Source organism: Ruegeria sp. BB10, from assembly GCF_056535725.1.
Genome location: NZ_JBQFIW010000002.1, coordinates 237,706 through 262,021, shown reverse-complemented (window position 1 = coordinate 262,021; position 24,316 = coordinate 237,706). Strand labels below are relative to the sequence as shown.

General features: G+C 54.7%; 20 protein-coding genes. 7 read left to right on the top strand and 13 right to left on the bottom strand.

The window, feature by feature from the left end; all coding sequences use genetic code 11:
* Window positions 1-91 precede the first annotated feature (91 nt).
* Complete coding sequence (locus tag ACR3EP_RS20200; protein WP_480639205.1) at window positions 92-274, top strand: AraC family transcriptional regulator; 183 nt, start codon at window positions 92-94, stop codon at window positions 272-274.
* Window positions 275-420: 146 nt separating this feature from the next.
* Here the strand turns inward: ACR3EP_RS20200 and ACR3EP_RS20195 are convergent, their stop codons facing one another.
* Window positions 421-1,275, bottom strand: coding sequence for a Rossmann-like and DUF2520 domain-containing protein (locus ACR3EP_RS20195; protein ID WP_480639204.1), 855 nt, complete (start codon window positions 1,273-1,275; stop codon window positions 421-423).
* Between the two features lie 38 nt (window positions 1,276-1,313).
* Here ACR3EP_RS20195 and ACR3EP_RS20190 point away from each other — a divergent pair, with 38 nt between their 5' ends.
* A complete protein-coding gene (locus tag ACR3EP_RS20190) occupies window positions 1,314-1,709 on the top strand; it encodes a hypothetical protein (protein ID WP_480639203.1) in 396 nt (131 codons plus the stop codon).
* A 104-nt stretch (window positions 1,710-1,813) separates the two neighbouring features.
* On the opposite strand, the gene ACR3EP_RS20185 is transcribed toward ACR3EP_RS20190, so the two are convergent.
* Window positions 1,814-2,599, bottom strand: coding sequence for a FadR/GntR family transcriptional regulator (locus tag ACR3EP_RS20185; protein WP_170351185.1), 786 nt, complete (start codon window positions 2,597-2,599; stop codon window positions 1,814-1,816).
* Window positions 2,600-2,925: 326 nt separating this feature from the next.
* Between ACR3EP_RS20185 and ACR3EP_RS20180 the strand changes: the two genes are divergently transcribed.
* From ACR3EP_RS20180 to dld, 4 genes are all read left to right on the top strand, one after another.
* Window positions 2,926-3,975, top strand: a complete 1,050-nt coding sequence (locus ACR3EP_RS20180; protein ID WP_480639202.1) for a TRAP transporter substrate-binding protein — start codon at window positions 2,926-2,928, stop codon at window positions 3,973-3,975.
* Window positions 3,976-4,093: 118 nt separating this feature from the next.
* Window positions 4,094-6,157, top strand: coding sequence for a TRAP transporter large permease subunit (locus ACR3EP_RS20175; protein ID WP_480639201.1), 2,064 nt, complete (start codon window positions 4,094-4,096; stop codon window positions 6,155-6,157).
* A gap of 12 nt (window positions 6,158-6,169) precedes the next feature.
* Window positions 6,170-7,354, top strand: a complete 1,185-nt coding sequence (locus tag ACR3EP_RS20170) for an alpha-hydroxy acid oxidase (protein WP_480639200.1) — start codon at window positions 6,170-6,172, stop codon at window positions 7,352-7,354.
* On the top strand, window positions 7,351-9,045 hold the full coding sequence (gene dld / locus ACR3EP_RS20165) for a D-lactate dehydrogenase (protein WP_480639199.1): 1,695 nt from the start codon (window positions 7,351-7,353) through the stop codon (window positions 9,043-9,045). The genes ACR3EP_RS20170 and dld overlap by 4 nt, the downstream gene beginning before the upstream one ends.
* Here dld and ACR3EP_RS20160 read toward each other — a convergent pair.
* The 8 genes from ACR3EP_RS20160 to ACR3EP_RS20125 all read right to left on the bottom strand — a co-directional run bounded on the left by ACR3EP_RS20160 (window position 9,021) and on the right by ACR3EP_RS20125 (window position 19,573).
* Window positions 9,021-10,559: a M81 family metallopeptidase gene (locus tag ACR3EP_RS20160; protein WP_480639198.1), complete on the bottom strand. Its 1,539-nt coding sequence runs from the start codon at window positions 10,557-10,559 to the stop codon at window positions 9,021-9,023. The genes dld and ACR3EP_RS20160 overlap by 25 nt on opposite strands.
* Window positions 10,559-12,205, bottom strand: coding sequence for an amidohydrolase (locus ACR3EP_RS20155; protein WP_480639197.1), 1,647 nt, complete (start codon window positions 12,203-12,205; stop codon window positions 10,559-10,561). Before ACR3EP_RS20155 ends, ACR3EP_RS20160 begins: the two co-directional genes overlap by 1 nt.
* Before the next feature lie 11 nt (window positions 12,206-12,216).
* Complete coding sequence (locus ACR3EP_RS20150; protein WP_170362623.1) at window positions 12,217-13,140, bottom strand: oligopeptide/dipeptide ABC transporter ATP-binding protein; 924 nt, start codon at window positions 13,138-13,140, stop codon at window positions 12,217-12,219.
* Window positions 13,137-14,117, bottom strand: a complete 981-nt coding sequence (locus tag ACR3EP_RS20145) for an ABC transporter ATP-binding protein (protein WP_480639196.1) — start codon at window positions 14,115-14,117, stop codon at window positions 13,137-13,139. Before ACR3EP_RS20145 ends, ACR3EP_RS20150 begins: the two co-directional genes overlap by 4 nt.
* Window positions 14,114-14,971 (bottom strand): ABC transporter permease, encoded by an 858-nt coding sequence (locus tag ACR3EP_RS20140; RefSeq protein ID WP_480639195.1) that lies wholly within the window; start codon window positions 14,969-14,971, stop codon window positions 14,114-14,116. Before ACR3EP_RS20140 ends, ACR3EP_RS20145 begins: the two co-directional genes overlap by 4 nt.
* Before the next feature lie 12 nt (window positions 14,972-14,983).
* Window positions 14,984-15,922, bottom strand: coding sequence for an ABC transporter permease (locus ACR3EP_RS20135; protein ID WP_170351176.1), 939 nt, complete (start codon window positions 15,920-15,922; stop codon window positions 14,984-14,986).
* 87 nt (window positions 15,923-16,009) lie between these two features.
* Window positions 16,010-17,575, bottom strand: a complete 1,566-nt coding sequence (locus ACR3EP_RS20130) for an ABC transporter substrate-binding protein (RefSeq protein WP_170351175.1) — start codon at window positions 17,573-17,575, stop codon at window positions 16,010-16,012.
* Window positions 17,576-17,596: 21 nt separating this feature from the next.
* Complete coding sequence (locus ACR3EP_RS20125) at window positions 17,597-19,573, bottom strand: CocE/NonD family hydrolase (protein ID WP_480639194.1); 1,977 nt, start codon at window positions 19,571-19,573, stop codon at window positions 17,597-17,599.
* Between the two features lie 128 nt (window positions 19,574-19,701).
* Here ACR3EP_RS20125 and ACR3EP_RS20120 point away from each other — a divergent pair, with 128 nt between their 5' ends.
* Window positions 19,702-20,463, top strand: a complete 762-nt coding sequence (locus ACR3EP_RS20120) for a helix-turn-helix transcriptional regulator (protein WP_480639193.1) — start codon at window positions 19,702-19,704, stop codon at window positions 20,461-20,463.
* Between the two features lie 138 nt (window positions 20,464-20,601).
* Here ACR3EP_RS20120 and ACR3EP_RS20115 read toward each other — a convergent pair whose 3' ends face one another.
* From ACR3EP_RS20115 to ACR3EP_RS20105, 3 genes are all read right to left on the bottom strand, one after another.
* Window positions 20,602-20,802: a sulfotransferase family 2 domain-containing protein gene (locus ACR3EP_RS20115; RefSeq protein ID WP_480639192.1), complete on the bottom strand. Its 201-nt coding sequence runs from the start codon at window positions 20,800-20,802 to the stop codon at window positions 20,602-20,604.
* Window positions 20,803-22,533: 1,731 nt separating this feature from the next.
* Window positions 22,534-23,031: a hypothetical protein gene (locus ACR3EP_RS20110; protein ID WP_480639191.1), complete on the bottom strand. Its 498-nt coding sequence runs from the start codon at window positions 23,029-23,031 to the stop codon at window positions 22,534-22,536.
* A gap of 106 nt (window positions 23,032-23,137) precedes the next feature.
* Window positions 23,138-24,163 carry a hypothetical protein gene (locus ACR3EP_RS20105; protein WP_480639190.1) on the bottom strand — a complete coding sequence of 342 codons (1,026 nt, stop codon included), beginning with the start codon at window positions 24,161-24,163 and terminating at the stop codon, window positions 23,138-23,140.
* Between the last annotated feature and the right edge of the window lie 153 nt (window positions 24,164-24,316).

Sequence of the window (24,316 nt, the reverse complement as noted above, 5' to 3'; positions counted from 1 at the left end):
AGGGTCGGACTTTATTGACGCAGCGCCTGAAACAGTTTGAGGGTCAATAGCCTGCTAGGAATGTTGGAAGGTTCCGGCCCAGAGGAGTGTTTTGGAAGCGTTTGCCAAAAACACGCCCGTCGGTGTTGTGGCACAGGATTTTGGGTACGGCAGTACCAGCGCCTTTTCCGCTACATTCCGCAAAGTTTTCAGTGTCGGCCCGACAGAGGTACTGAACGTCAACAGCAAAGCTGCCCCGAGAGAACGGTTCCCCGATCAGAACACTCCGACATAGCTGAGTTAGAAAACACCACTGAATTTTGACCAGGCCGACGAGGAACCACTGAAATTGAAACAGGCCTTTAGATCACGCGCTGCTCCACCATCTTCTTTTGGTTCTTGCTGGGGCAATGCGATCTCTCGAAAACTGACTATCGAAACTCAACGATCAGATTTGGTTACGCCACTCGTTTTGAGTGACCGGGCCATGTCGCTCAAAATTCGGTAAACCTCCCCAGCATCAGGGTGCCAGTCCGCAACATCTTTGCCCTGCGAGGTGACAACTTCATCGTCTCCTCTGGCTGCTGGACCGGTCAACGCGCGTCGGGGGCCCAGGGCAATGACGTTCTGAGCAGTGCTTTCCATCAGTTTGGCATTCAATGGCGCGATAACATCTTCCGAAACGCCGGCCACCGTCCATGCTTCTTGCGCAATTGCTTGTAATACCACGGCAAAATTGTTCGAAATCACAGCCCCGGCGTGATAAAGACTTTTGGCGTCGGAACGGATCGAAAAACATTCAGCGCCAAGATTGCCCAACAAGGGCCGAAGGAATTCAAGGGCGTCGGCGTCTCCTTCCAGCCCACATAGCGCACCCTTGAACTGATCCTTTGCCTTGTCGGGATCTGCAAAGGACAGAACCGGATGGACACTTGCCAGACGCCAGTTCAATCCGCGCAGCCGAGCCATTTCATCGGCCGCAAAATACCCGCTGCAGTGAAAGGCGATGGGTGGTTTTGGTGTGCCATCTGTCGCGGAAAGCTTTGTTGCCAGATCAGAGGCAACCGCTGCTATCTGAGTATCAGGGACAGCGATGACCCAAAGATCGGCGGGGCGTAAATCGGAAATGCTTTGCACGGCATGACCGGCGTTTGCCCTCTCAACGGCTTCCTGAGCGGAAGCGAAACGCGCGCTCAGGACGTCTTGAATTTGGCAATATGGTAATGAGTTCAACAGGCTCAGGAAGGTCTGGCCGACCCGGCCCGCGCCGATCAGGTTTGCTTTGATCTGGTCCATATCCACTCGGTCCAATGCGAAAATTCGATAGGTGCAATATGCCACGTGGCTTCCCGGTCCGCCTCAAAGATTTTGGGACCGCGCAGTTTTACATTCAGGGCTTGCAGCTTCAGATGGTGGTTGCCGCAATCGATCATCCGTCAGGAAGGATCAGACATGTCACAGATGATTTTTGCGATTGTAAAAATTTGCAAAACCCTGCTCGACATCCATCATTTGCGAAATATGAGAACAGCTATGAGAATACTTGGCTTCTATTTGAACAGTGCGAATGTCGCCGGTGGCTAGATGCGACTAGCCCCAAGTTGAAAAGCGCGCAGGGCTATCTTTATACAACGGTCGACAAATTCGCTGATCCACTAGACTTTGTTATCGCGCAGTTTTGCTCCGGCCTGAGCCAGATGTTCGGCAATCCACGGGATCGATTGTTGTGACCCACAAACAACCAGCAGCGGAATATTCGGCTGCGCTGCCTTGGGCAACAGATCGCATTTTCCTTAGGCAAAGATGTGTGGCCCATCCTCATGATCTGAAAGCGCTACGAAGGTTTTTGATCCGACAGCAGACGGCGTTTTTCAGCCATTGCTTCCCTGCGGCTGCGTTCGATCCCCAACCTAAAGGACTCCTCGACGAAATCGATGTGGTCGGTTGCGGCCTTTTCTGCACGTTCCTCGTCGCCGTCGATTACGGCCCGGCCAAGCTCCATATGTTGATCCAGCAGCTTCTTGCCGGTGCCATCGATCGTCTTAAGAAAGTCGCGATTGTAGAATACGCCCTTGCGCGTAAGTTCGTAGATTGAAGCCATGATATGGATCAGTGTTGCGTTCTGGCTGGCGTCGACGATTGCAGAGTGCAGCGCAAAATCTGCCTCTTGAGAGGCTTTGGTGTCGTTTTCACGCCAGGCGCGTTCATTTTCGACCAAAATCTCGGCAATCCTCTCTTGATCTGCTTTTGTCGCGCGGCGCGCTGCAAGGCGGGCGGCAAAGCCTTCCTGTTCGCGCCGATATTCCAGATAATCGAAAAAGGCGGGCTCATGTCTCTCATAAAGTGCGAGTAGTGCCGGCATCATGGCCTGACCTGTCAGAGCCGCGACAAAGGTTCCTTCACCATGTTGCGTCGTGACCAAGCCGCGCTCTTCCAGAACGGACAGAGCCTCGCGCAGTTTCGGGCGCGAAACACGCAGCATCTCCGCGAGGTCTCGTTCCGAAGGCAGTTTGCGACCCTGTTTCAGAATGCCCGAGGCGATCAAATCTTCGATCTGAGACACAACAGCCTCGGCCAGTGATTCGTGTCCAACCGGTTCAAATATCGCTGTGGGGCTCATGGTGCTGTGCCTCTGTTCGATGTCTTAAGTAAAGATCACTGGTAAATAAATATAACCATAATCTGTTTAGATTCAAGCAGTGAGACCCGGAAGATCACCGTATAACAGGTGACTGTTTTTGAACGTAATTTGATCGATTTTCTTTTCTTCTTTGCGAGTGACGTATGTAGCTGAGGTGACTGCGTTGTTTCGTCGACTTAATTCCAGTGGTAAATAAAGTTGTTGACTGGTTTTTATTGGTAAAGTTAGTTTACCACCGGAATGGTGTGGGAGGGACCTGCGCCGCTGATCAGGACAATGTTCCGACCTACCCTGGAGGAGAATTCATGAAGAAGACCCTGACGAGCCTCGCCGTAGCTGCCAGCCTGCTGGCCGCACCTGCAGTTGCCGCAGACAAACTGTTGCTGAAAACCCCGATTGCCTTTTCGACCGAGCTGCCGGGCCTGGGTTCACCGATCCCGCGCGTTGCCGAACAGCTTGAGTTGATGTCGGGCGGTACGTTGAAGATGAAAGTCTACGAGCCAGGCAAACTGGTTCCGCCGTTTGAAATTCTGGACGCTGTGTCGACCGGCAAGATCAATTCTGGCTACACTACGGCCGGATATTGGGCGGGTAAAATCCCTGCCGCGCCGCTGTTCTCGGCCGTTCCTTTTGGCCCCGAGGCGGGCGAATACATGGCTTGGCTGTATTACGGCAACGGCCTGACTCTTTACCAAGAGATGTATGATCAGGCGGGCTTCAACGTCAAAGTTCTGCCCTGCGCGATCATTGCGCCTGAAACTTCGGGCTGGTTCGCATCCGAGATCAATTCACCCGAAGACCTGAACGGCCTGAAGATGCGTTTCTTTGGTCTGGGTGGAAAAGTGATGCAGAAACTGGGCGTGGCGACCTCGCTGCTGCCAGGTGGTGAGATTTTCCCTGCGCTGGAAAAAGGCGCGATCGACGCGACCGAGTTTTCGATGCCTGCCATCGACGCGCGACTGGGGTTCCACAAGCTGGTCAAATACAATTACTTCCCTGGCTGGCATCAGCAGGCAACTGTGTTCGAACTGCTGATCAACAAGGACGTCTGGAACGAAACCAGCGACCAGCACAAAGCGATCATTGAAAGCGCCTGTAAAGCTTCGATGGCGGACAGCTTTGCCGAAGGCGAAGCCATTCAGCACGCTGCGCTGATCGACAACATTGAAAACAACGGTGTCACCATCAAACAGTGGTCGCCTGAGATGCTGGATACCTTCCGCGCAACTTGGGATGAGGTTGCTGCTGAAGAAGCTGCTAACGACGCCTTCTTCGCACAGGTACTGGCCGACATGAACGAGTTCCGCGACGGCTATGACCTCTGGAAAACGAATGCGTTCCTCCCTCGTCAGTAATCTCCCTTGCTGACGCAACCGGGGCGGCGGTATCCGTCGCTCCGGTTCTTATTTCCTGATCTTCGGAATTTCTATCCTTTCACTGCCCGCGCGCCGGGCTGCTGAGCGAGGTATGACCATGACCACACAGAACAACCTTACCGATCCGGTCGAAGCCTATGAAGGCATCCTGGAACATCCCGAAACTGACCGTCAGAAGATCGCGGTCGCGATAGACGCAAGCGTCAAGGCTGTCGGCCATGTGGTCATGTGGGCAAATGTCCTGCTGATGGGGGCAATTTTCACCCAGGTCGCTCTGCGCTATTTGCTCAGCCAGAACTACCCCAAGTTGGACGAGATCCAGTGGCATTTCTACGGCATCGTGACGATGATCGGCATCTCTTATGCTTTGATCACCGACAGTCACGTGCGCGTCGATGTTCTGCACATGCAGCTGTCACGCCGGGCTCAGCGGGTCATCGAGGTGATCGGTATTCTTACCCTGCTGACCCCGTTCATCTATCTGATGATCGATCAGGGGTACGACTATTTCTACGAAAGCTTCCGGGTCAATGAACGCTCGGACAGCCCAACCGGCCTGCCTGCCCGCTGGGCTTTCAAGGCAGTAATCCCGATCAGCTTTGTTCTTCTAGCACTGGCGGCGCTTGCGCGACTGATCCACGATGGGCACGCGCTTTTGTATGGACCGGCCTCAGAGCGCGAAGGTGCATCTTTGCGTCGTATCCTGCTGGTTCTGGCCGTGTTTGCCGCTGTTTGCGTCGGCTTGACCTTCCTCGTGGAAACTACCGAGGAAAAGCTTGTCATCGCCATGTTCCTGACCTTCATTGCGCTGTTGTTTACCGGGTACCCGGTGGCCTGGGTTCTGGCGGGTGTCGGCGTTGCCTATTGTGGTCTGGCCTATCTGTTCGACAACGATCTGATGCTGTGGACCGGGTTGGAGAGCACCTTTACAGGGCTCGACTATCTGACCCTTGGTGCGGTTGTGAACCGTGTTTATGCGACGATGTCCAATGCGGTTCTGGTTGCGTTGCCGATGTTTATTTTCATGGGTCTGATGCTGGACGAATCCGGTGTTGCGGAACGTCTGATGTCCTCGATGCAGCGCCTGTTTGGTACAGTGCGTGGAGGATTGGCCATCACCGTTACCCTGATCGGTATCATTCTGGCGGCCTCGACCGGTATCATCGGTGCATCAGTGGTGTTGCTGGGCGTGCTGTCCCTGCCGTCAATGATGCAACAGAAATACCAGCCGACGCTTGCGGCGGGCGTGGTCTCGGCATCCGGTACGCTGGGTATTCTGATCCCGCCCTCAATCATGCTGGTGATCATGGCCGACCAGATGGCGCTGTCGGTGGGTGACCTGTTCATGGCCGCGGTCTTCCCGGGTGTGATCATTGGTGGCCTTTACCTGACATACATCTTCATACTCGCACTGGTGAAACGTGACGCGGCCCCCGTGCCTGAAGGCGCGAAGGCCCCCGACTGGGCTGCGGTCAAAGACGTAATGATCGCCGTCATTCCGACGCTAATGTTGATCCTTGCGGTTCTGGGTTCGATCTTTGCTGGTTTGACCACTCCGACCGAAGCCTCTGGCATCGGCGCACTGGGCGCGACGCTGTTGGCCCTGGGCTATCGCAAGCTTACCTTCCACAAGTTGTGGAACGTGCTGGTGTCGACCTTCAATACCACCGCCTACATCTTTGCCATCTTCCTTGGTGCAACCGTGTTTTCGTATGTCCTGCGGGAACTGGGCGGCGACGAGTTGATTGAACATGTGGTGCAATCCACCGGATTCAGTGCAAACGGTACCATCCTCTTTATCCTGTTCATCGTCTTCCTGCTGGGGTTTGTGTTGGACTGGATCGAAATCACGCTGATCGTGTTGCCCCTGATGCGCCCCATCGTGAACGGCCTTGGCATCGACATCCCGGGCTTTGGCGTTTTGGACGAACCCGCGCTGGTGTGGTTCGTGATCCTGGTCGCGGTAACGCTGCAAACCAGCTTCCTGACACCGCCCGTGGGTTTCGCGCTGTTCTATCTAAAAGGCGTCTGCCCGCCCGAGATCAAGCTGATGCATATCTACAAAGGGATCATTCCCTTTGTGCTGCTGCAGCTTACCGGTCTGGCCCTGGTCTTCTTATGGCCGACCCTTGCCACCTGGTTGCCTTCGGTCGCCTATTAAGGAGTTCGCGTGATGCGTCTGAGCCAATGCCACAACTTTCATGACTTTCGGCGGCTGGCTAAAAAGCGGCTGCCGGGGCCCATCTTCAACTATATCGATGGCGGTGCGGATGACGAGGTGACGTATCGCGAGAATACAAACGCATTTGACCGCTGCGATCTGCTGCCCTCGGTTCTGCGCGGGGTATCGGATGTTGATATGTCGGTCACAGTGATGGGTCAAAAGCTGGACATGCCCGTCTATTGTTCGCCCACAGCACTGCAGCGCCTGTTCCACCATCAGGGCGAACGCGCGGTGGCCGCAGCGGCCGAGAAATACGGCACCATGTTTGGCGTATCGTCACTGGGTACCGTATCGCTTGAAGAGCTGCGGCAAAAGCACAAGAACCCGCAAGTCTATCAATTCTATTTCCACAAGGACCGCGGCCTGAACGCCGCCATGATGCAGCGCGCCAAAGAGGCCGGTGTCGAAGTCATGATGCTGACCGTCGACAGCATCACCGGCGGCAATCGCGAGCGTGACCTGCGCACCGGCTTTTCGATCCCGTTCCGGCTGACGTTGGGGGGTATGATCCAGTTCGCAATCAAGCCGATGTGGGGGATCAACTATGTGACCCACGAGAAATTCCGCCTGCCGCAGTTAGAGGAACATGTAGACATGGGTGGAGGTGCCAGTTCGATCGGCGGGTATTTCACCGACATGCTGGATCCGTCGATGACCTGGAATGACGTCGCTCAGATGGTGCGGGATTGGGACGGTCAATTCTGCCTGAAAGGGATCATGACCGTTGAAGACGCGCGTCGCGCGGCCGAGATCGGATGCACCGGGATTATCCTGTCAAACCATGGCGGTCGTCAGTTGGACGGCTCGCGCACGCCGTTCGACCAACTGGCCGAGATCGTCGATGCGGTCGGTGACAAGCTGGACGTGATGATGGACAGCGGTATCCAGCGCGGAACCCATGTGTTGAAGGCGCTGTCGCTGGGGGCAAAGGCCGTTGGGGTAGGGCGTCACTATTTGTATCCGCTTGCCGCTGCGGGGCAGGCAGGTGTCGAACGCGCGTTGGGATTGATGCGGGCCGAGATTGAACGCGATATGAAACTGATGGGTGTGACCCGTATCGACCAGTTGAACCGCAATAATGTTCGGTTCAGGGACACTGCGCCCACTTTGAATGTACAAAGGGACGCAGCATGACCAATGAGGACCTGATCGGGACGTTCCGCGCCATCGTCGGCTCTCGCCATGTCCTGACCGACAAACGCGCGACTGAACGGTTTTGCCGCGGCTTTCGCTCGGGTGAGGGCGAGGCATTGTGTGTCATTCGACCGGGTACGCTGTTGGAACAGTGGAGGGTGCTGCAAGCCTGCGTCGCGGCGGATAAAATCGTCATCATGCAAGCGGCCAACACCGGCCTGACCGAGGGCTCGACCCCATCCGGCCACTATGACCGAGATGTGGTCCTGATAAACACTCGCCGGATGGACACCCTGGTTACTTTGAATGACGGCGCGCAGATTGTCAGCTTTCCGGGTGCCACACTTTTCGCACTGGAAAAACTGTTGGCTCCGCTGGGACGCGAGCCGCATTCGGTAATTGGGTCGTCCTGTATCGGGGCGTCGATTGTTGGTGGAGTCTGCAACAACTCGGGAGGTTCCCTGGTCGAACGCGGCCCAGTTTACACCGAACTTTCGGTCTATGCCCGGATCACCGAACAGGGTGATCTAGAGTTGGTCAATCATCTGGGTATTGATCTGGGCGAGACGCCCGAAGAAATTCTGACCAATCTGGACGCCGGAACCTTCAACCGGACACCAGAATCCTCTAACAAACGCGCCTCGGCCAGTGACTATGCGCAGATCGTGCGCGATGTGGATGCTCAAACGCCTGCGCGGTTCAACGCCGACACGGGAAAACTGTTCGAATCCGCCGGGTCTGCTGGAAAGTTGGCCGTATTCGCCGTGCGCCTTGATACCTTTCCCCAGAACGATGCTGAGAAGGTGTTTTACATCGGTGCCAACGATCCCGGTGATCTGGCCGCCCTACGCCGCCATATTCTGTCCGAGTTTAAATTCTTGCCAGTGTCCGCAGAATACATGCACCGCGACGTGTTCGATATTACTGCGCGCTATGGCAAGGACACGGTCGTGATGATCGATAAGCTAGGCACTGACCGCCTACCGATGTTTTTTGCCATGAAAGGGGCTGTGGATGCGCGGTTGCGACGGGTTCCGTTCCTGCGTAATTTTACCGACCGCTTCATGCAAATGGCAGTGGCGTTGTGGCCACGAGTTCTGCCCAAAAGAATGCTGGGTTTCCGCGACCGATTTGAACATCACCTGATCCTTAAAATGAAGGATGCCGGGATAGATGAAGCGGCCAATTGGTTGCCCGGCTTTCTGGAAGATCGTGACGCCGATTTCTTTGAATGCACAGCGCGTGAGGCCAAGATTGCGGGGCTTCACCGTTTCGCCGCTGCGGGGGCCGCCGTGCGCTATATGGCCATTCACGCAGATGAGGTCGAGGACATCATCGCCTTGGACGTCGCCCTGCGACGCAATGATCAGGATTGGCTGGAAAACCTACCACCCGAGATAAGTAATCAGCTTGTCCACAAGCTCTATTATGGACATTTCATGTGCCACGTGATGCATCAGGACTATGTGGTTCGAAAAGGGGCGGACCCTAAGGCATTGAAGGCGGCGATGCTCAAGTTGTTTGATGCGCGCGGCGCGGAATATCCGGCCGAACACAATGTGGGCCACCTGTATGCCGCGAAACCCGATCTGGCGGCACATTACAAGTGTTGTGATCCCACCAATTCGTTCAACCCCGGAATTGGAAAGATGTCCAAAGCACGGAACTATGCCGGGGTTGCACCCGAATAGCCAACAGTGTCGGGACCGTCGTCAGCAGCAGACCCAGCAGCAATGGGCAGCCTTCTGGTGATACGGGTGTAGGGGATTTTTTCCAGGTCGCAGAGAAAGGTACCTGGTGAAGAAACCGCAAAAACCTCTTCTGCAATAGGTTCGAAATCTGCTCGGAAATGGGCTGTACTCTTCACGCAAATCACCGAATAACTCGTTGGATTTAAACCAATATGCGTGAAATGCGCGCGATCCAGGCATTGGTTGCGTATACTTGTGACGACAAGATCAATCTCGGCCTTGTGCCCAACCAACCGAAGGGCCGCCGTCTTGCCGAGCGTTGCAAAGCCACCACCATACATTTCACCCGTATAGCGACATGTGCCATCACCCAATGCCAGAACTTCAAACTCTGCTTTGACCGGAACGTGACCCGCCAAGTTGGATTTTGCACCAATAGCCAGATTGACCAATGCACCTTCACCCGCCGCATGGGCTTGCTCTGCGCTTTCGGGATCATTGAATAGGCCCATCAAAACGCTTGTGACTCCACCCTCTATCAGGGCTGCCAGCAATCCAGTGGTGTCAGACGTCCCACCCGCACCGGCGTTGTCCTGAACATCAGCCAATACAACCGGCTTTTCCCGTCTTTGGCGGCCTGTCAAAATAGCCTCTTCCAGAGACAGCATGGAACAATCAAGGCGGGTTTCCTGGGCCACAAACAAGTTGACGATATCTTCAACGGCAGCGGCCGCTTTATTCGCTGTGGTTGCGTAGGCAACGCAGGACGGGCCGGTGTCGGGAAAATCCGCCGCCGTAAAGCCAAGCGCGATTTCTGTCAGTACATCCTGCTGCTCGAATCTTGCTGGCAATTGATAGATTTCGTCGAATGGCGCAGAGCCGGTATATTGTGCATGCAGCGGAATAAGATACGGCACCGCTTGAAACGCTTTGCTCAGTGTTTCACCTGCCAGCAAGCGCTGTAGTACAGGAACGCACCTTGCGCCTGTTTCCGCCATATCCAGATGAGGGTAGGTGCGAAAGATCGACAGGTAATCTGCGTGTTCAACCATCTGAGCCGAGATGTTGGCATGCAGGTCTAAACTTGCCACCACTGGAATTTCTGGGCCCACGAGATTGCGGACGCGACGCAGAACCTCTCCCTCGCCATCAGCTAGGCTTTCGGTGACCATCGCACCGTGCAGATCAAGATACACGCCGTCAATCTGACCCGCAGCGCGGATTCCATCCAATAACATCCCGCAAATCGTTTCGAATGCGTGATCGGTTACATGAGCAGATGGCTCTGCCGAACACCACAGTATCGGCACGACTTCAAACCCTACTGCGGTAGCCGCTGCAGCAAAACCTGCGGCGGGTAGGTTCATGCCAGCCGTTTCCGAAATAACCTGCGCGCCCAGCAGCATACTAGGCCAGGAATCCGCCATCTCAAACTCGGCCAGACCAGCCTTTGTCACACCATAGCAATTGGTTTCATGCTGAAACCCCGCGATCGCGATACGCTTGGCCGTCATTAGGTATGCTCGACTTCTTGTTCGGTGGGCAGTGCTGAAAATACTATTTGACCGTTGCGAATTGTTTCCAGCACCCGTGTGTCTGTCAGGTGATCCGGGGCGTGCAAAGGGTTACGCGAAAGAATGGCGAAATCAGCGACCTTACCCGGCTCGATAGACCCGCGCTGATCCTCTTTGAAGACTTGCCAGGCCGCGTCGATAGTTTGTGCGCGCAAGGCCGACAGAACGCTGATCTTTTGATCCTCGCCAAGCATACGGCCCGAAGCGGTTTTGCGATTTACCGCGCAATGGGCCAAGTGGATCGGACGTGTCGGCGTGACCGAGGCGTCGTTGTGGATCGTGTATCGCACGCCGAACTTTTCCGCTGACGCCGCAGGGGAAATTCGCGCAGACCGCTCTGGCCCCAGGAAGGTGTCAAAGTGGCGATCCCCCCAAAAATACACATGAGCGGGAAAGAAGCTGACGGTCAGGCCAAGTTGGGCCATACGCCTTAGCTGATCATCCCGCAGGGCCTGACCGTGGATAATGGTATGGCGATGATCTGCGCGGGTGTGCGCCTGCAGGGCTTTTTCAACCGCATCAATGAACATCTCGGCGCCGGCATCGCCATTGCAGTGGCAATGAATTTGCAGACCTTTTTCATGAAGCTTGCGAACGTCAGCATCCAGCTGCTGTTGCGAGGTGTAGACCATTCCGCATGGATGATCCGAATCTATCGGTCGATAATAGGGGGCCGACAGATAGGCGGTCTGCAACTGAAACGCCCCATCCGTGAACAGCTTGCGCGGACCCAGTGTAAAATGTGGGTTGCCGGGCCAATTCGCGCCGATCCAATGCGTGCTTAGTTCGGGCTCCAGTCTTGCGATGGGCAAAAGCTCAATGTCTATTCCCGGGTCCTGATCTGCGGGCAAACTGGCAAAGTGATCCAGCATGGCTTGCGACGTCCAGGCATTCTGCGCATAGGTCACGCCATGGGCCAGGTATTCGTCACGACAGGCATCAAAGCCCTGCCAGAATCTTTCCCGGTTGATAAGGAAATCTGTGTCGCCCATCTCACCCATGGCCGATAGCCCTTCGATCAACCCCGTTAAGGCGCCGGTATCGGGATCGCGACCAAAGCGGCCACCTTCCGGGTCAGGGGTTTGACGGTTTATCCCGCGCCTCTCGAGTGCAACAGAATTTGCGGCCCCGTTGTGACCCGACGCATGGATAACCCAGATGGGATGGCGTAATGATACGTCGTCCAACTCGGCCCGTGTGGGCATTCGGTGTTCTAGAATGGACGTATTGTCAAACGACACCCCCATGACCCATTCACCCTCGGGCGTCACGTCGGCTTTTTCTCGAAGTCTGTCCAGCGCCTGGGCCATTTGTGTGCAATCCCCCAATGGGGGCGGGGACAGGTCAACACGGAACAGTCGGATAAACCCCGGATCCGGGAAGTGCCCGTGTGGGTCGATAAACGCAGGAATCAGAGTGCGCCCCTGCAGGTTATGCTCTTGGACATCAGAAGGCATGCGCGCGCGCAGGTCAGCTTCGGACCCTACCGCCTGGATTCTGTCACCTGCAGTCAAAACTGCCTCAGGCGAAGAGTTCTGTGCATCCATCGTCAGGATTGTGCCATTGAAATAGAGTGTGCTTGGCATTGGACTACCTATTAGGACAGCGGGGCCAGACAACGCAGGCCGTGGCCTTCGCCCACTTCCCATTCAGGTGTCTGGGTGCAGATATCCTTGGCAAAAGGACAGCGCTCGCGGAATTCGCACCCGGAAGGGCGCTTGAGCAGGCTGGGGGGTTCACCTTTAAGGGCGATCCGTTCCAATCGCGCATCCGGGTCGGGTTCTGGATTGGCACTCAGAAGACAGCGCGTATAAGGATGGCGCGGGTCGTTGAAAATCGTCTCGGTTGTGCCTTCTTCGACCAATCGGCCCAGATACATGATGCCCATCCTGTCGGCCACGTGGCGCACGACGCTGAGGTTATGTGTGATGATAACCATCGCCAAACCCAGCCTTTCACGCAGATCGTTGAGCAGGTTCAGCAATTCGCCCTGCACCGACACATCAAGGCCAGCGGTTGGTTCATCCGCCAGGATCAGCTTGGGCTCCAGCGCCAACGCACGGGCTACGCCCACACGCCGTGCCTGACCACCAGACAGCTGGTAAGGATAACGATCCGCAAAATGCGTGGGCAGGTTGACCATTTCCAGCAGGCGCTTGGCCTCGGCATCCAGATCGCGGTCTTTCATGCCCTGAATGCGATAGGGTTCTGTGATCAGGCTGCGGATTGTCAAGCGTGGCGAGAGGCTGCCGACCGGGTCCTGAAACATCATTGCCATGTCCTTGCGAAGCGGACGCATGACCTTTTCCGGCGCGCCTCGAATTTCCTGGCCTTCAAAAGTGACCGAACCATCCTGCGCCGGGGCAAGTCCCGCAATGGCGCGAATAACCGTCGTTTTGCCAGAGCCACTTTCACCAACCAGCGCGTAGGTCTCGCCGGGTTCTACGGTAAAGCTGACGCCCGCCAGAACATTGACCGGTCCATAGCTGGTTTTAAGGTCCACGACGTTCAGCAAGCTCATGTTGTGGCCTCCTCATGGTTCAGCCAGCACGCAGCATGATGGCCTTCTTTTAGTTGATCCAAATGGGGCACCTCACTCGCGCAGCGTGCCATCGCTTGATCGCAACGATCTCTGAAAATGCAGCCACCTGGCAGGTTGGCCAGATCGGGCACTTCACCGGGGATGGTCGGCAAAATACGGGCACGTTCCTTGATGTGACCGGGGTCGCATTCAATCAGACGACGCGTGTAGGGATGTTTGGGATTGTGGAAAATCTCACGCACGTCACCGCTTTCGACGACCGCGCCAGCATACATCACAACTACCCGGTCGCAGAGTTCCGCAATCACGCCCAGATGGTGCGAGATAAACAGGATGGCACAGTGAAATTCGCGTTGTAGTTCTTGCAGGCGCTCAATGATCTGCACCTCAAGCGTTGCGTCCAATGCAGTTGTCGGCTCATCCGCGATCAACAGGTCAGGTTCGGACATCAACGCCATCGCAATCGCGATCCGCTGGCGCATCCCGCCCGAGAATTCGTGGGGATATTGTTTCAATCGCGCTTCGGGATCGGGAATGCCAACGGCACCCAGCATCTTGGCTGCGTGGGCCAGTTTGTCCGCTTTGGATTGCTTGGATCGGTGCTGAATGTCCAGCATCTGCTGCCCGATGGTCAGAACCGGATTATGCGTTTGCATCGGATCCTGAAAGACAATGGATATATCCGCCCCACGCAGGTCACGCATCTGACGCTCAGAGGCTTGCAGCAAGTCCTGCCCCTTGAACCTAACCTCTCCTTCGCGGAAGCGCGTATTGGGTGCGGTCAAACGCAGGATGGATGAAATCAAGGTGGATTTGCCACAACCGGATTCCCCAACGATGCCGACAATTTCACCCTTGTTGACGTTGAATGTGATGTCCCGCAGGGCCTTCAGATCGCCGCGTCCTGTTTCGTAGTCGACGCTGAGGTGGTCGATTTCCAGAAGTATATCGGTCATCTCTGTTTCCTCAGTTTCGGGTCAACCACGTCGCGCAGGCTTTCACCCAGGAAGGTGAACCCAAGCGTTGCCAGAATGATTGGCAGGCCGCCGCCCACTACCAGCCACGGTGTTTGGCGGATCAGCGAATAGCCATCCTTGAGCAATGCGCCCCAGCTGGGGGTTGGGGGTTTGACACCCAGTCCCAAGAAGGAGAGGCCAGCCTCAAGCGCGATAACTGTGGGGATGTCCATCGCCGCCAGTACCGCCAGAACGCCAATGATGTTGGGCAGCATATGCACACCCAAGATGCGCGCCATGCTGGTCCCCATCGAGCGTTCGGCCAGTATGAACTCGGAGTTGCGCAGCGTCAGCGTCTGGGTCCGCGCCACTCGCCCGTATGTCGGGATCGAGGTCGCCATGACCACAAACACCACGGTCTGAAGGCTCGGCCCGACGAGGGCCACAACAGCAAGCGCGAACATCACGGTCGGAAAGGACCTGATGGTGTCGAAAAATAGCATCAGAAGATTGTCGAGCCATTTCGGCCCGTACCCTGCAATCATACCCAGCGTCAGGCCAATCGCCATGGCACCAAACACAGCAGGCAAAGCCACCTTGAGCGCGACTTGGCCTCCGGCAATCACACGCGAAAACGTATCGCGACCCAGCTGGTCGGTCCCCAGCAAGTGCGCCGCGGACGGTCCTTGCATGCGGGATTTGATATCCATCGCAATCGGGTCATAAGGCACGATCCAGGCCGCGAATATCGCGCAGAACACGATGATGCCAACGATGATCAAGCCCATTAGGCCAAGCGGGTCGCGAGCGACACCGACTATGATCTGGCCCAATTCAGAACGAGATTTTTCCATAACTCCCCCTCCTCAATGAGCGGTACGCGCACGTGGATCGAGCAACGCATTGATCAGATCAGCCAATGCGGTCGACACCACGAACAGCGCGGTGGATACGAGGACCGAACCCATGACAATCGGGTAGTTGCGGGTCGTGATGCTATCGATCACCAACTTTCCCAGCCCGGGGCGGGCAAAGACGATTTCTGCAAAAACGGCCGAGCTGAGAAGAAAGCCCATCCCGACACCGATCACAGTAACCACCGGCAGAATGGCGATCCGCAACGCGTAAACCATGACTACGCGACGTTCGGCGATACCAAAGGCCCGGGCCGTGCGTACATGGCTTTCGCCCATAACTTCCAGCATCGAAGCCCGCACAAGCCTGGCAATATAGCCAACCCAGCTGAGCCCGATTGCAAAGGCCGGCAGGACCAGATGGTCCAGTCGATCCCAGAACCCTTCGCCCGCGCCAATGGCAGGGAACCATTGCAGATGCACGGCAAAAACAAGCAGCGCCAACAGTGCAACAACAAAGGCCGGCGCGGCAACAAAGCTGACGGATACTGCAGCAGCGATCCGGTCGATCAAGGTGTTAGGATGCGCAGCCGCATAGGCACCAAGCGCAATGCCCAAGCTTGCAGACCACAGGATAGACGCAAAGATCAGCTCCAGAGTGAAAGGCAATTGCTGAAACACAATCTCGGTCACGGAACGGCCCGAGAAGACGTCAGTGCCAAGGTCACCCTGCAGGAGGTTTCCATAGAAGATCAAAAGTTGTTTCCAGATCGGTTGATCAAGCCCCAGCGCCGCGGTTAGCTGAGCCTGAAGCTCGGGCGTGGCGCGTGGGCCCAGCATGATCTGGACCGGATCGCCTGGTACGGCGCGGATCATCAGGAACATGACGGTCACCGCCACGAAGAGGATAAGCAGCGACAGCCCGAAGCGACGGGTTGCGAAATTCAGCATGGCCAACTGGCTCCTTGCGGCTTGGTGGCTTTGTTTTTGGTACGGCGAGCGTTACGCGCCCGCCGCACCTCGGTCGACCTGGGGAGATCAAGTCGCCTTGCCGAAATAGCGAAGCAGGGACAGGCCATCCGGCCGAAGCGCAGGAATGACACGTGCGCTGTGGATGACCGGTGTCGCCTCGTGGGTGATAAAGCGATAGGCACCGCTATCTTCCATCAAGTCCTGCGCGCGCTGATACATTTCAGCCCGTTTTGCGATATCCGTTTCCGCAGCCGCGGCTTCATGGATTTCGTTGAATTCAGGACTATTGAAACGCTCCCAGTTCCACTTGCCAATCTGTTCGGGCGTAAACCACGACGTCGCATAGTACGGATCAGGGGTCATGGAATAGCGATTCAGTACAAGCTGAAGGTTCTCATTGTCGCCAGACGCCCAGAACGCCCCGGATTCTAGCACATTCACCTCAACCGTGATCCCGATCTGCGCCAGTGTCGCCTGAATGATCTGGGCAGTTGTCGTAAAGGTCGTCTTGTTCAGTGTATCGAGGGTCAGCGTGACATTGGTTTCACCGGATTCCGCCAGCAACTGCGCCGCTTTTTCAAAATTCGCCTCGGGTGGCACAAGCGAAGAAGGTCGATGTCCGGCAAGACCCGGTGCAATGATGCCGGTCGATGGATCAGCGGCACCAAAATAGGCGGCCTCTAGAATGCTGGGTACATCCACCGCGTGCTGGATCGCCTGCCGCAGTTTTTGATTTTGCAGCTTCGGATGCTCGACGTTCATTCCCAACCAGACATAATAAAGCGAGGGTTTTTCAACCAGCGATCCGCCATTCGGAACACCGGCGCGGTACCGCTCGACCGAGCCCAGCGACACACGGGTTACATCCAGCTCACCTGCCTCAAACGCAATCTCGGCGGTGTTTTCATCGTCAATTGGATAAATCTCGACAGTATCCCAGGTCGGCGCATCCCCTTTCCAATCAGGGTTGCGCTTAAGAACCGTCTTTTCCTTGGGTGACCAACTGTCCCGCAGGTACGGCCCGGACTCTGCAACCGGATCAGCCCCGATCCGGCCACCAGCGGCTTCGACTGCCGCTTTTGAGACGATGTTTCCGGTGATATAGGGCAGGGCGATCGACCAGATCGGTGCGAACGGTTTGTTCAGAACAATTGTCCCTTCGCGTTCACCAGTTACTTCAACATGGCTGAATGGCCCCAAGTCGGGCTTGTTCGGACTGTCGGTCGCGTCGTCCACGACCCGTTCCATGCTGAATTTGACATCCTCGGCAGTCATGGCACCAAAACCGTTGGTGAACCCGATATCGTCACGTAGTGCGAATTTGATGTGGGTCGGATCAACCTGCTCAATCATCGTTGCGGCATCCAGCTGCCAGCCCCATTCCTCGCCCGGTTTGTACTGGATCAGCTTGTTGTAGATCGAAGCATGTACTTCCTCTTCAACAACACCAACGGAATGGGCCGGATCCATGTTCTGTGCATCACCATAAGCCCGCACACGCAAAACACCGTCATCTGCTGCAAACGCGCGGTCCGCCCACCCCATCGGAAGCGCGGTTGCGGCCCCAAGCGCGGTTGCGCCTTTCAGAAACCCTCGGCGACCGACATTGGCCTTCGTCCATTCGATCTTCATAGTATCCTCCCTTGGATTAATTCACAGAAGCCCGCGCGGAACGGTTTCCGACCATTCCTTTGTCAGAACTTCGATTTCCTCTGCGCCTTCGGTGGCGCGTAGTTTGCGGTAGAGATAGAAATTTTGCGCATCGCAGGTCATGCGGCACTCGGTCGAGATGGCCACCTGCCAATCCGCCCGCTCAAAGGTAAAATTCCAGGCGGTCTCGAAGACGGCGGTGGCGGGATCATCGGGGTGGATACCATAGTGCATTCGCACATCGCTGCCGACAATCAGATCATGATAAGGATCGCGCGTCTTGCCGTAGTCATCGAACGTTTCCAGAACCACTCGACCATCGTCGGTCATCATGCGTTCGGATTGGGCTGAAGGTGTACGCAAAGGTTCAGCTTCCAGAACCGGATATGTCTGTGCCGGTCCCGGTTCCGAGGCATGAATTTCGCGTGTGACCTCGCGCACCGGAAGATGAAGGGCGCAATCTTGCAAGTGCAATGTCACCTCGGCAGAATTCGGCGCCGGCCAGACGATCGGCCAGTAAGATGTAGACAGGGCCAGCCGCAACACATGGCCCCCGCGTAAGTGATGCGCGCATTCATTCAGGGCTACCTCGGCCTCGTAAATCTGACCTGGCTCCAGCGTTTGTGGCGTCTCATGACTGTGGTAGTGACACAGGTTCAAAGATCGATAGCTGATCCGCTGCGATACACCGTCAGGCGAGACGTCGCACAACCGCGCGACCAGTTGTGCCACTGGTTGATCCACTGAAAATTGAAACTTCAGCTTTGCGCGCCCCAGTAACTCTAACGGAGCTTGCAGCGGCGCGCTGTCAAAACAAACCGACAGGGCATCGTCCCTGGCCTGGTCGCCCGCAAGTTCGTTGTCGATCCGCATGCCTGCACAGAAATACCCCCCATCGGCACCAATATGACAGGGCGACGCGATAGCGACCGTACCAGACGTCGACTCCTGCGAAAAACCGCCCTTTGTCAGATGCCAGACCTGTTCAGAGACATGAGGCGAAGGCCATGTCGCCTCAGCGATCCAACGACCTTGCCGAGGGCTGTTATGCGCTGTTGGGTTGAAGTGTTCCTGCATATAGGTCCGATACGCAGGCAAATCCTCGGCGCCATTTTCTTGCCCTTTCAGCCAGCGATCAAACCAGCCGATGACTTCTGAGTGAAAATCCGCCGGATCAAGTTTCGAGATATGCGCGTAGCGATGTTCCCAAGGTCCAATGACGGCTTTGGCGGGCACGGTTAGGTTCGCGACCAAAGCCGGGGGTGCATTGACATAAGCATCTGCCCAGCCAGTGATTGCCAATACAGGGGTCTGGATCGCGGACCAATCCTCGCAAACTGAGCCGTGCTTCCAGAAAGAGTCCCGTGTCGGATGACGCAACCAATCCGCAGCGGAAAATGGGACGTTTTGCAGTCGGGCAAGCCAATCCTCTCGCCAATCCGCGCGAAGTTCAGGATCAGCAGGGCGGGTCAGGTACGCAAACATCTGACTGCCCCAGTTCATATTGTCACTTAGCAGGCATCCACCCATAAAATGGATGTCATCCGCAAAGCGATCCACAGTCGAAGCGACACTGACCACGGCTTTCAACGCAGGTGGTTGTCGAAAGGCCAGCTGCAGACCGTTAAACCCGCCCCAGGATATTCCAATCATCCCGACAAACCCGTCACACCAATCCTGCGCGGCAATCCAAGCTATGACCTCCTCGCCATCACGCAGTTCCTGCTCGGAATACTCGTCGTCGAACTGCCCTTCGCTGTCTCCGGTGCCAGCAATGTCGACGCGGATGCAGGCATATCCCGCCTCTGCAAATACGGTGTGTGTTGTTTCATCTCTTGGCGCAGTGCCATCGCGTTTGCGATATGGCAGGTATTCCAGAATGGTCGGGGCTGGCCCCGTGCCGGGCAGCCACAGCCGTGCTGCAAGCCGCCGCCCGTCCGCAAGGGTGATCCATGTGTTTTCGATGGTTTCGATTGGCATCTGAGACTTATCTGTTGTGGGCCGATACCGAAGAAGAAACGGATTTGCAGACAAAACAAATTGTGCGATCTTATGCGGGTTGACGCTATTTGCAGTGATATCGCGTCAGAATGCGAAAGGTTTTGCCTATGTCTGAGAATTTTTCTGCCAACCTGCGGTCGTTATGCGCAGAACATGGGAACATTTCGCAGATTTGTCGCGATATCGGCGTCAACAGACAGCAATTCAATCGTTACTTGAATGGCTCCAGTCTGCCTTCCGCGTACAACATGCGTCGCATTGCGCGTCATTTCGACCTGACAGAAGCCGATTTATTCGCTGAAACCGGCGTCTTCGAACTGATGCTAAAAGGCGCCCTGTCACATACCGGAACAACGCCAACGGATGCTTTTTTGGAACCTTTTCGAAGCCAACAGAAAAACCTCAGGCGATACGTGGGGTTCTATCATTCCTATTTCTGCACACCTTCATGGGAAGGAAAGATCTTTTGTTCATTGATCCGAATTCAGGAAGTCGATGGGCTGTTCACGATCCGCTCCCGAGAAATTGCTACGTCTCCAGACAAAAGCACGCACCAGATTTCACGCTATGCCGGTTTGGTGACAATGCGCGGAAACAGGATATTCGTGACCGAGCACGAGCTTACGCGCGAAGGTAGCGTTGCCAATACGATTTTGTATTCCGCACACCGTCAACAGCTGAAATATCTGCGAGGCATGACAATGGGCGTCGCATGGCGCCCTTACCCGCATCCCTACGCTGCCAAGGCAATCTGGAAACGATTGCACGAGCGTGTAACCGCCCGTGAGGCAATTGCTGCTTGTGGAATCTATCCTGCCCAAAGCAATAGGATTGATCCAACCGTCAGAAAGCACCTTCACGAGGCTTGAGGCGGTCGCTGAACCCAAAAGCTAGTTTTTTTTGTGATCGTTCGTTGCGGAGCGCGAAATCTACAGCCTTGAACTTTTAACGCAACTTTCTCGAAACGATCTGGGCGCGATACCTGGGTCATTGCTGTCTACTGCCACTCAGAATACGTAACCAAAGGCTTCGATGTCTTTGGCGTAGGTGCGATGAACAAGATCCCGCGTCTGAGGTGTAAAGGCTTCTCTATAGGAATGAGTATTTCTTGACGTGTTAAACCGCGGCAATTGGCATTCTATACCCACCTGTTCGCAAATTTCCTGAAAGCTGTCTTCGATCGTTTCGAACCGCCCTACATATTTCACTAATTTCTGCCCACTCCTGTTGAAGACGAACTCTGACTGAAATGGGATGTTGCCTCGTCCGCAATGCCATTCTGCAAATGCAGAAAAATCACCTAGGGACTTCGCGAATGAATGGTTCCAATGGCGAGGGTTTGACAAAGTATAGCTATAGGTAGAAAAAGCCGATCCCAAGGGTTTCTAACAAATGTAAAAGAAAATAGGTCGTCAAAAATTTCTTGACCTAGCTTGTCTACGACTTCGTCAATCCGAACGTGGTCTTTGAACGGTTGGGCCACTGTTCGAAGTCCCGTTCTTTCGTGAAGCTTTGTTTGTATTTTCAGTTGCTGCCTATAGGGCAACAAGGGCGATAACATTCTTTGCACAGGCCCCGCGGCAAAGGGATCAAGGCATTGGCGACCGATTGGCCAGCTGCTTTGGGAATGTGGAAGAAAATAAATTTATGCCTGCGAGAAAGTATCATTACTTTTCCTTGATAATTTCTTGAACTTGGCCGCAACCAAGTATCTATTCCCGGTGCGCTGCATTCGCAATCTCGTCTCAGGTTTCAGATTTTCCAATTAGTTGTGGTCAAATATAGCGTCAGCTGCCGAGGCACTGTGTTGACTTTTCAGGTCCTTTTGCCAAGGTCAACTGCTTTGTTTATGGCCGCATAGCGGGTTGCGTTTATGAAGATTTGTAAATGGTCTGGGGCGGGCACTGACTTACCCAAATGACTGTGAATTGAACAGTTTATACGCAAGCATTGGCTCAAACTATCGGCGGTCAAGTATCTGACAGAGGCGCACCATACAACTGCGACCGCAGTGCTGTTTGGTTTGCTGTCCGATTTTTCCAAGGCAACATGTGTTGGCATGCATGCGGAAAAATCCAAAAAACATCGCCCAAAGGAAACAGATTTGCGCTACGAAACTGAACTCGTTTCTCACCCAAATCAATAAGGTAAAAAGAAGACTGCGGAAAATGCGATTGCGTGGGTCGAAATATTTGGCGTCCAAATATTATAGTGCATTCTGGTAAGTATCCGACCTAAGATTGCATGTCCCGCTGCGATCCGAAAACATGGAAGTTCAAATACATCTCTGAAATCGCCATGAATCCGGGCCACCTTTGCGGCTTGGGATAAGATACTGGTGTATTTGATTGCTGTTATTTGGCGCAGCTCCTGAGTTGAAGGGGATCGCCGCCAGTATATTGCCCAAGTAATCACTGCCAAGCCGCAGCATTTCACCATCCGCTACACGCATCCGTGTCCCCATAAGGGTCATGAGCGAGGGCGAAAAGGACCAAGCGAAGTTAGAAGCGTGCTATCTGCAAATTTCTCTTTTGTTCCTGACAGATTTCGTGCGGTCTCCAACATGAGACTGAGGGACCAATCTGCAGCAGCTAGCCCTCTCATTACCTCCATCAAGGGGACAAAGACCATGACGGCACATGCAACGATGAGCAGCTTAACCGGGGTGACATTACGGCAAATCGCCTGATGAATGATCAACCAACCTGCAAAACACGCAAGCAGTGTTCCTCGATCCCCTGCAACCAAGAGAATGCTCATTAAGCAAAGAAATAGAAGATCTGACCAACCGAGACGCCGAACTCGGCTTTTGATCATTGCGTTGCACGTCAAGGCGGCGATGGGCAGAAACCACGTCATCGAAGCAATGAAAAGCCTGCTTTGAGAGCCACCTGTTCTTGCGTCGGAGTAATCATGATAGTTACCCGAAAGCATCGGTTTCAAACCAGCCCTCTTGCGGTGTCCAAAGCGATGATCAGAAACGAAAGGCCAATCAAACAAAGCGCTAAAAGTGTGGTAGTGACCTCAACCCGCCTTCTGTTTGCAGGCAGCTTTGTCCTGTTGAAACCTGTTCGCCGGGAACAGGTCAGAACACCCCAAGAAAAGGCTGCGACGGCGATCATGATTAGTGGCAAGCAACCGGTTAGATAACCGTAGTCAATCGCCCTGAAATAAACCAAACCCACAGGACCAAGTTCAAGATAAAGAATGTACGGCCCCAACAGGTAGAGCGATAAAGAAGCGAGATAAAGGAAAGGCATGGATACGATCCCGACCCCCGCCGTCAGCGCCAAAACAGCCAGATGAACGAAAAATACCGCAATGCATATCCAAGCTAGAATTGGCAAATAGACGGGATCAATATCCGGTCCCCACAATAGGGCCGCGGCGCTCCAGAAAACGACTTCGCAAGCAAAAAATACTACAAGCGTTTTCATATACACTTTCTCAGCGCATCTCTTTGCTAATCTTTGCAGCTACGTGGATTGATCAGGCCCGAGCCAGCCGCTGTCACGCAAGCCATGACACGTTAACTCGATGTGTTCAATCAAGTTGCTGTCCCCTTTGATCAGGCCCTGAGCTGTTTCTCAAACCGTGCAATGCACTCCTGATTTTGCAGACCAGTCCAATAGAAGTTCCCGCGGAATAGAATAGTACTACAATAGCCGAGAGGCGCACGTCCCCGATCAAGCCGGCGACGATCAGTCCGGCTGACAGACACAACAACATGAGGATGTTGTAGTTTCTTACAAACCGTTCCGCGTGAAGCAAGACAGCCGTAAGCTGCCCAGGCCCAGCTGCCGCGCGACACAGTTGAGCGAACGCAATGGTCACAAAAACCCAAAGCAAGAGATCTTGATCCGCAAGATCTGCCACCGGTCCAAGCCCGAAATACCCAAGGACCAGCAAAAGGATTGCTACACCAACTGCTGCCAGAACACTGATAAAAAGCGAAAACAGGATTGCGATCCTGTAATCGTGGCGAATTGCGCTGGGTTTATTGGCTTTGACGTGGCGATTGATCCTTGCGCCAAAGACCGCTCTTGCTGCTTTGACTCCAAAATTTAATGGGCCCGCCAGCCGTATTGCAATCGCGAGATACGCCAAAGTGTCGGGTGTTAAAAAGAACCCCGAAACAAAAATTGGCATGTGATTTCCAACACTCCGAGACAGGGACACCTGAAAATGTGCTCCGTTCGTCTTTACCAATCCAGCCCCCCGCCAATTGCGCGCGGCCTGCAAGGTAAGTGGGCACAAGTAATAGATCGAAGCAAAAGCCGTACAAACTACAAAGATCAGCAAATAAAAAATTGGTTCCTTAACCTCTGCCACCCACAGCAAAATAAAGCCACCGAACAACGCGATGGGCCTAAGGAAGTCACGGGCGAACTGTGCTCGCACGCCGCGCTCGGCGGCACGTAAGATCGCGTCAGAAATGTTCAGTGCTGTCAACGCAAAGGCCGCTGGTGCAATCCAAGCCAGCTCATTGCTTGTAACCAAGGAGGTTGCAAAGGCAATTGTGAGTGTTACCAATGCCCCAAGCAGATAGAATAAATAAGTATTGCCCATCTCAGAAGGCGCCTTGACCTTAGCAAGGTCGAGCGGAGCATGCTTTTTATAAGTGTCGTGGGTTGGCCGCGTTGCAAAACCAAGCTGCCGATACCGGCAGCCGAAATGATCCAGATATATCGCCCATAACCATCCGCACCCAAGGCCGAAGTA